The 8,166-nt window shown below is 32.2% G+C and carries 8 protein-coding genes; 3 read left to right on the forward strand and 5 right to left on the reverse strand.

The window, feature by feature from the left end:
- Positions 1–153 precede the first annotated feature (153 nt).
- Complete coding sequence (locus ACE3PD_RS03105) at positions 154–1,647, reverse strand: PLP-dependent aminotransferase family protein (RefSeq protein WP_374399438.1); 1,494 nt, start codon at positions 1,645–1,647, stop codon at positions 154–156.
- Between the two features lie 76 nt (positions 1,648–1,723).
- Here ACE3PD_RS03105 and ACE3PD_RS03110 point away from each other — a divergent pair, with 76 nt between their 5' ends.
- Positions 1,724–3,544 (forward strand): TonB-dependent receptor plug domain-containing protein, encoded by a 1,821-nt coding sequence (locus tag ACE3PD_RS03110; RefSeq protein WP_374399440.1) that lies wholly within the window; start codon positions 1,724–1,726, stop codon positions 3,542–3,544.
- A 122-nt stretch (positions 3,545–3,666) separates the two neighbouring features.
- Here the strand turns inward: ACE3PD_RS03110 and ACE3PD_RS03115 are convergent, their stop codons facing one another.
- The 3 genes from ACE3PD_RS03115 to aspS form a co-directional block, all read right to left on the reverse strand.
- On the reverse strand, positions 3,667–3,864 hold the full coding sequence (locus ACE3PD_RS03115) for a cold-shock protein (RefSeq protein ID WP_231842861.1): 198 nt from the start codon (positions 3,862–3,864) through the stop codon (positions 3,667–3,669).
- 81 nt (positions 3,865–3,945) lie between these two features.
- Positions 3,946–4,176: a hypothetical protein gene (locus tag ACE3PD_RS03120; protein ID WP_374399443.1), complete on the reverse strand. Its 231-nt coding sequence runs from the start codon at positions 4,174–4,176 to the stop codon at positions 3,946–3,948.
- Position 4,177: 1 nt separating this feature from the next.
- Entirely contained in the window at positions 4,178–5,923 is a 1,746-nt protein-coding gene (gene aspS / locus ACE3PD_RS03125; RefSeq protein WP_374399445.1) for an aspartate--tRNA ligase, read from the reverse strand.
- Between the two features lie 91 nt (positions 5,924–6,014).
- Between aspS and ACE3PD_RS03130 the strand changes: the two genes are divergently transcribed.
- On the forward strand, positions 6,015–7,022 hold the full coding sequence (locus tag ACE3PD_RS03130) for a TlpA family protein disulfide reductase (protein ID WP_374399447.1): 1,008 nt from the start codon (positions 6,015–6,017) through the stop codon (positions 7,020–7,022).
- Between the two features lie 163 nt (positions 7,023–7,185).
- Positions 7,186–7,530 (forward strand): toxin-antitoxin system YwqK family antitoxin, encoded by a 345-nt coding sequence (locus ACE3PD_RS03135; protein ID WP_374399449.1) that lies wholly within the window; start codon positions 7,186–7,188, stop codon positions 7,528–7,530.
- Positions 7,531–7,596: 66 nt separating this feature from the next.
- On the opposite strand, the gene ACE3PD_RS03140 is transcribed toward ACE3PD_RS03135, so the two are convergent.
- Positions 7,597–8,166, reverse strand: a 570-nt coding sequence (locus ACE3PD_RS03140; protein ID WP_374399451.1) for a DUF6268 family outer membrane beta-barrel protein, incomplete at its 5' end; no start/stop codon positions are given.

The following is an 8,166-nucleotide window of genomic DNA, read 5'->3' on the forward strand; positions in this document are numbered from 1 at the left end:
CTGTTTAGAAACCAATTCACAAGAATAATGCTTCTTTAAAACTAATTCTACGCATTCTAACTTAAATGCATAATCATACTTGACTTTTCTTTCCATAAAAATACCCCCAAATAGTGTCTAACTTTTTGGGGGCAGTCTATTAGCGGGACTTTTTTATTTTATACTATTATAAGCTTGCTTTAATCTGCTTACTACAATTTCAATTTCTTCTTCATTTAAATGTCCAAATCCAAAACGAATAGCACATGTATTTTTATCCTGATAAAGTAAGGTTTTAGGTAGAAAAACATCTAATTTCGAAACTTGTTCGGCAAGTTGAACTAATGAAATAGATGAAGTAAATTTAATCCAAATAGCCAAACCACCTGATGGTTTTTTAATTTGTATAGAATCATTAAAGAATCGTTTAAAACAATCAAAAGTGTAATCCCGTCTTCTTTTGTAAATAACTGTATTCTTCTTGAGTAATCGATGGATTTCACCTTCGTAAATTAATTCAGAAAGCAATTGTTCTTGAATTAAATCGCCTTGTTTGTCTAAGATTTGAAGATAGTTTTTTGCTTCCGAAATTACATTTTCAGGAGCTACTACAAATCCGGTTTGAAAACTCGGAAATAAGGATTGACCAAGCTTTCCAAGATAAATTACCATTCCATTAGCGTCGGAACTTGCCATTGGAACCATTGCGGAACCTTCCAACTGAAAATCATAGTCAAAATCATCTTCAATAACGGCAAATTGGTATCTCTTGGCAAGTTGTAAAAGCTGCAATCTTCGCTCGGCAGACAAAGTATTTGTTGTAGGATAATCGCGATTGGCACACACATAAACACATCGAATTTTCCCCTTTGTAAAATGTTTTTCAATGTAATTAATGTCTAATCCATTAGCATCTGTTGGAATGGTTTTAATGTCGGCTCCCACTTCCTGAAAAATCATATTAGCATTGTAATTACTAAGATTTCCAACCAAAACCACATCTTTTCTTTGAATCAAAAGTCGGGAAATTACATACAGACTCATTTCAGTACTACGAGTACTTACCAAATTGTTTGATGTGATATGAAATCCTCTTGTGGCATTTAGGTAGTTACAAAGTTGATTGTCGAATGTAGCATATTTTGTTTTGGAACTTGAATTCCATTTCGTAATCAAAGATTTTCGTTTCATGGAGGCACTATACCATTTCGAAAATTCATGAATAGGATGTAATCTTAAATCGGGTTGACCATCGTTCAATATGTATTTTGCTTCTGAAAAAGTATCGGTTGCGACTAAATGAAAAGAAGTTTGAAATGGAAATCCTGTTGTTTTTGGGTAACGATATGCATCTTCAACTTGATTTGTTATCGCTTTTATTTTAGCCGTTTTTGGTTTTGGAAATAAAACAAAAGTACCTTTGTTCGGTATAATTTCTACCCAACCTTGAGCCGCCAATTCTTCATAGACAGCAACAGCTGTATTCCTATGAACACGCAATAATTGACTAAAAATTCTTGTGCCCGGTAATGCCGTTCCTTCTTTTAAATAACTTCTTTGGATGGCATTGATAATTTGTTGTGCAATTTGTATGTACACCGATGTAGTACTTGTTTTATCGAAGTAAATAAGTTCTTTTAACAAGGAATTAACCGGACTATCTTTCATTTTAAAACTGGACTATATTAATCGTCCGGAAAGTTACGACTTTTGCACCGTTTTTAAATAACCCAATATCATATAAATGAAAAAAGTATTTTATTTAGCTTCGTTACTAATGTCTACATTACTAATGAATGCTCAGGAAAATGATCAAAAAACAGACACGCTTAAAGAAGTAGTCATTTCTTCTTCTCGAATCGATTTACCTTTTAAAGAAAATTCAAGAACTATTCAAATTGTTACCGCAGAAGATATTAAGAAGTTAGGTGTAACTAATGTTGCCGATGCTTTACAACAAATTGCAGGAATCGATGTGCGTCGACAAGGAGTAAACGGAATGCAATCTGATTTGTATATAAGAGGAGGAAGTTTTGATCAAACGTTGTTGTTAATAGATGGTATAAAAGTAGATGATGCTCAAACGGGACATCACACTATGAATTTAGCATTACCAATTGAAGTCATCAAAAGAATTGAAGTGATTAAAGGTCCTGCAGCTCGTATTTTTGGACAAAATGCTTTCACTGGAGCAATTAATATTGTAACGAAAGATGTTGAAGATAATTCTTTAGTTGCTAAAGTACAAGGTGGTTCTTTTGATCAATTTATTGCAGAAGTTACAGGAACTGTTTCGTTGAAAGAGAGCAGTCATATTGTTCATTTTTCCAAAAACTTTTCAGAAGGATATCGTCACAATTCTGATTTCGACAACACCAATTATGTGTTGAAAAGTCAATTTAATAAAAATAAATTACCAATAGAATTGCTGACAAGCTATTCAGAAAGAAAATTTGGTGCAAATGGTTTCTATGGAATACCTTCTGCAACAGAACAATATGAAGAAACGCAAGCTAGTTTAATCGGTTTTTCAACCATAATTAAAAATGGTAACTGGACTTTTAAACCAAGGGTTTATTGGCGAAGAAATCAGGATTTATATTTATATATCAGAAGTAACCCTTCTGCATATAGAAATATGCACATTACTAATAAAGTTGCTGCTGAATTAAACGGTTCGTATCAATCAAATGTTGGAATTACCGGTTTTGGAGTTGAGTTTTCAAAATATTATATCTCAAGTAATCGTTTAGGTGATAATCAAAGAGAAATTGCTACTTTATTTTTAGAACACCGTTTTCAATTTTTCAACAACATTTTAGATGTTACTCCAGGAATTTCCGCTTCCTATTTTTCAGATTTTGATAATCAATTTTTCCCAGGTTTAGATGTAGGAGTTAAAATTTCGGATAATTTTAGAGCTTATGGAAATATTGGAACTTCTTACAGAGTTCCTACTTACACAAATTTGTATTACACTTCACCCACAACAATAAGTAATCCTGATTTGAATACTGAAGAGGCTTTTTCACAAGAAGTTGGTTTTAAATATATAAGCAATAGGTTCAATCTGTCGGTGGCTGCTTTTAATCGTGATGCTGATAATTTAATTGATTATGTTCGTGAGAATTCAACGGATGCTTGGCAAGCACAAAACATTCAAAGTGTAAGAACTAAAGGATACGAGACACAATTAGATTACTCATTTACGATTCATAATTTGTCTCAAAAAATTCAGTTAGGTTATGCTTATTTAGATAACGATGTTAAGAAAAGTGAAGCTAATTTTTCGCAATATGCTATCAACTCAATGAAACATCAGTTTACAAGTAGCTTTCAATTCAATTTCTTTAAAGGATTAAATACCACTATTGCTTATCGATATGTAGAACGTACAGCAGGAATGAGTTATAATGTGTATGATGCTAATATTAGTTATAGAATAAGAGCAATTGAGTTATCTATGTTTGCTAATAATATTTTTAATGCAGATTATATTGAGTCCGGTATGATTCCTATGCCAAAAGGGAATGTGTTATTTGGTATGAAGTATTTTTTTAAATAAAATAAAGTTTGTTAAGTGAAGAGGGGCTGCAGTAATGTAGCCCTTTTTTAATGAAGGCCATAAAAAAAGTCCCGATTTAAATCGGAACTTTGACTTTCTAGGTAATCAAAAAATATTATATATTATTCGATAACTACTACCTGAGCAGCTACTTTACCTTTTCTTCCTTCTTCTTCTTCGTAACTTACGCTGTCTCCTTCATTTAAAGATTCAACTTTCATTCCAGTTGCGTGTACGAAAATGTCTTTTCCAGTTTCATCATCAGTAATAAAACCGTAACCTTTTGATTCATTGAAGAACTTAACTTTACCTGTTCTCATTGTGTATTGTAAAAAATTAATAATTATCAAAGATATACTTATTTACAACACAAACAAGAAAAAGTTAAAAATATTTCAAATTTATTGATTATCAGACTCTTCTTTTTTCTTTAAATCAAAATTTAACATTCTGTCTCTTGTTTCTTTATTTTTAAATCTTGAATACAAAAATAAAGGCATTAAGACAAAAGTTACTAGTAAAATTCCAATTCCAATCCACTTGTCGCCATTTAATCCATTGTGCTTTTGAATGTATCCAAACGAAATAAATCCAACAATAATAACGATTAGGGCAATTAGAACCTTCTTCATCTTATCTTAATTTTATATGTAATTCTTGTAATTGTGCATCATCAATAGTTGAAGGCGCGTCAATCATTACATCTCTTCCTGAGTTGTTTTTAGGGAAGGCAATAAAATCACGAATCGTTTCTTGTCCACCTAAAATAGAAACTAATCTATCCAATCCGAAAGCTAAACCTCCGTGTGGTGGTGCTCCAAATTCAAAAGCACTCATTAAGAAACCAAACTGCGCTTGCGCTTCATCTTTACTAAATCCTAATAAATCAAACATTCTTGATTGTAATTCTCTGTCGTGAATACGAATAGAACCTCCGCCAATTTCGTTTCCGTTTAATACCATATCATAAGCATTAGCGCGAACTTTTCCTGGTTCGGTTTCAATTAATGCCATGTCTTCTGGTTTTGGCGATGTAAATGGATGGTGCATTGCGTGATATCTTCCGCTTTCTTCATCCCATTCTAATAAAGGGAAATCAACCACCCATAATGGTGCAAATTCGTCTGGTTTTCTCAAACCTAAACGCGTTGCAACTTCCATACGAAGAGCTGATAATTGTGTTCTTACTTTGTTTGCGTTTCCAGATAAAATTAAGATTAAATCACCTGGTTTAGCATTGGTAATTTCGGCCCATTTTTTCAAATCTTCTTGGTCATAGAATTTATCTACCGATGATTTGAAAGTGCCATCTTCTTCACATTTTACATATACCATTCCCGAAGCTCCAACTTGAGGGCGTTTTACCCAGTCAATTAAAGCATCAATTTCTTTTCTTGTGTAATTTGCACAACCTGGTGCAGCGATTCCTACTACTAATTCTGCTGAATTGAATACTGGGAAATCTTTATGTTGCGCTACAGCATTTAGCTCACCAAATTTCATTTCAAAACGAATATCTGGTTTGTCATTACCGTAGGTTTTCATGGCGTAATCGTAAGTAATTCTTGGGAATTTATCTACTTCAATTCCTTTGATTTCTTTTAGTAAATGACGCGTTAAGCCTTCGAACATATCTAAAATATCTTCTTGCTCCACGAATGCCATTTCGCAGTCGATTTGTGTAAATTCTGGTTGACGGTCAGCACGCAAATCTTCGTCACGGAAACATTTCACAATTTGGAAATATTTGTCCATTCCACCTACCATCAATAATTGTTTGAACGTTTGTGGTGATTGTGGAAGTGCGTAAAACTGTCCTTCGTTCATTCTACTTGGTACAACGAAATCACGTGCGCCTTCTGGAGTAGATTTAATTAAATAAGGCGTTTCTACATCACAAAAACCTTGGTCAGAAAGGTATTTTCTAACTTCCATTGATACTTTATGACGGAATAATAAGTTGTTTTTAACCGGATTTCTTCTGATATCTAAATAACGATATTTCATACGGATATCTTCACCACCATCAGTTTCGTCTTCGATAGTAAATGGAGGTAATTGTGCTTCGTTTAAAATCGTTAGTTCGGTAACTAAAATTTCAATTTCACCCGTTGCCATATTTGGGTTTTTGGAAACACGCTCAATTACAGTTCCTTTGATTTGAATGACAAATTCTCTTCCTAAAGATTTTGCTTTTTCAATCACAGCTTTGTCAGTTCTTTGTTCATCAAAGATTAATTGCGTGATACCATAACGGTCACGTAAATCGACCCAAATCATAAATCCTTTATCTCTCGATTTTTGAACCCAACCTGCAAGGGTAACTTCTGTATTGGTGTGTGAAGCGTTTAATTCACCACAGTTATGACTTCTGTACATTTTGAAAAATTTTATGCAAATGTAGTAACAAATATTAATTTTATTCGTTTAATTTTAATAGATTTGAAACAATAAATAACACTTTTAAAACATGAAAAAAGCATTCATTTTGTTTTTTGTAGCAATTTTTTCTGGATTTGCTCAAAATACAACCAATACCGTTTCTTTAAACGTAAAAATCGCCAATAGATTTTCGGATACGATTACAATTTCTTCAGGTAGAACTTTTAAGCAAAAAGTCGGAATTAATAAAAAAGGAGAATTTCAAGCTACTTTTGAAGCTGTAAAAGATGGTGGATTATATCGATTGAATGACGGTAACGAGGGAACAACAATGTTTCTTAAAAACGGGTATGATTTAACCTTAACTCTAGATACTAAAGACTTTGATGAAACTATTGTTTACAAAGGGAAAGGTGCTATTGAGAATAATTATTTAGCGCAAAAAGCATTATCAGATGAGAAGTTTGAGATGGAGTTAGAATCATTATTTGATGCTGATGAAGCTACTTTTAAAGAAGCATTAGCTAGAAAGAAAGCGAATGATGTTAAAATGATAGATGGAAAAGGCTTAGATGAAACATTAGTTAATATGTTGCGACCTTCATTTGATCAAGAAGAGAAATTCTTATTGGATTATTATAAGCAAAAAGTGGCTGCTAAGAAAATGGAAGGCGTTGTTTCTCCATCATTTGATTATGAAAACCACAAAGGTGGAAAAACTAAATTGGAAGATTTAAGAGGAAAATATGTGTATATCGATGTTTGGGCAACTTGGTGTGGACCATGTATTGCTGAAATTCCTCATTTAAAGAAAGTAGAAGAAAAATATCACGGAAAAAACATCGAGTTTGTTAGTATTTCTGTTGATACTGAAAAAGATTATGAGAAATGGAAAAAAATGGTCGTGTCTAAAGAATTAGGAGGAATCCAATTATTTGCTGATAAAAACTGGACTTCAGATTTCATCAAAGCATACGGAATTAACGCAATCCCAAGATTCATTTTAATTGGACCTGATGGAAAAGTGATCAAAGCAGATGCACCTCGACCTTCTTCATCGTTATTAGTTGAATTATTAGATAGTTTAGTGAAGTAATTTATCAAAAATAACTATATAATTCAAAGCCAATACATTACGTATTGGCTTTTTTAATGTTAAATATTTACTCAATGTTACCAAAATGTTAAGTAAAAGTTTTTTTATTGTAAAATAAATTTTATATTTGTTACTGTAATGTTAACCTAAAAAAGAAAAGAGTATGAAAAAAGTAGTAATTGCAGCGGTAATGTTGGTTTCAAGTTTGTCATTTGCACAAGAAGTAAAACCAAAATTAGAAGTGGTTGACCAAATGGTAAAAGCAACATATTATTATGATAACGGGCAAGTAAAACAAGAAGGGTATTACTTAGACGGGAAGTTACATGGTAAATGGATGGCTTATAACGAAGATGGTTCTAAACAATCAATTGGAGAATATAACAAAGGAGCTAAAACTGGAAAATGGTTTTTTTGGAGTGATGCTTCATTAAGCGAAGTAGATTTTTCTGAAAGCAGAGTTGCTGAAGTGAAAAAATGGTCAAAAGACGTTTTAGTTAAAAACTAATTAATCGAATTCTAAAAAAAAGGAACTCAAATTTGAGTTCCTTTTTTGTTTAACCAATAATTAAAATTAAGGTTTAGTTTTTTTATCTAAATTTGGATTAAAAGAAAATCCGATACTAAAATAACCTGTTCCATCTTGTTTGTTAGAAAAAATATAATTGTTAGTATTTTTTCCTCTTTCTGAAACTCTTGCATTGAAAACTGTTGCCAATCCGGTTTCAAATGTTGCAATTATTGATTTGCTAAAACAATGTTCATAGGTTAAACCCGTATTTATTTCAATTGTTCTGTAATCATACACTTTTGCAAATCCGGTTTGGTTTATGTAAGTATAAAATCCGTTAGTATTTAGTTCGCTTCCTAAAGAAATTCTTCCGTTTTCGAATAAATTTCTTTTAAACAAAAAACGTTGTGGTAGAATAAAATCCAAACTCCATTTTGAATTTTTAAATCGATGATCTATTAAAAAAGTTGGAGAAGCTGGAACTGGAGAAGCTGGATCCGCTAAAACAATAAGTCCGACACCAATTGTGGTTCGTTCTGTTTTTTTCAAGATTATCGTTGCTCCAAAAAAACCTTTTATACGTTCAGCATATTTCTCGGTTCCATCAACAATTACACTTGCATTATATAGAAA

This window comes from Flavobacterium sp., assembly GCF_041911335.1.
GTDB lineage: Bacteria > Bacteroidota > Bacteroidia > Flavobacteriales > Flavobacteriaceae > Flavobacterium.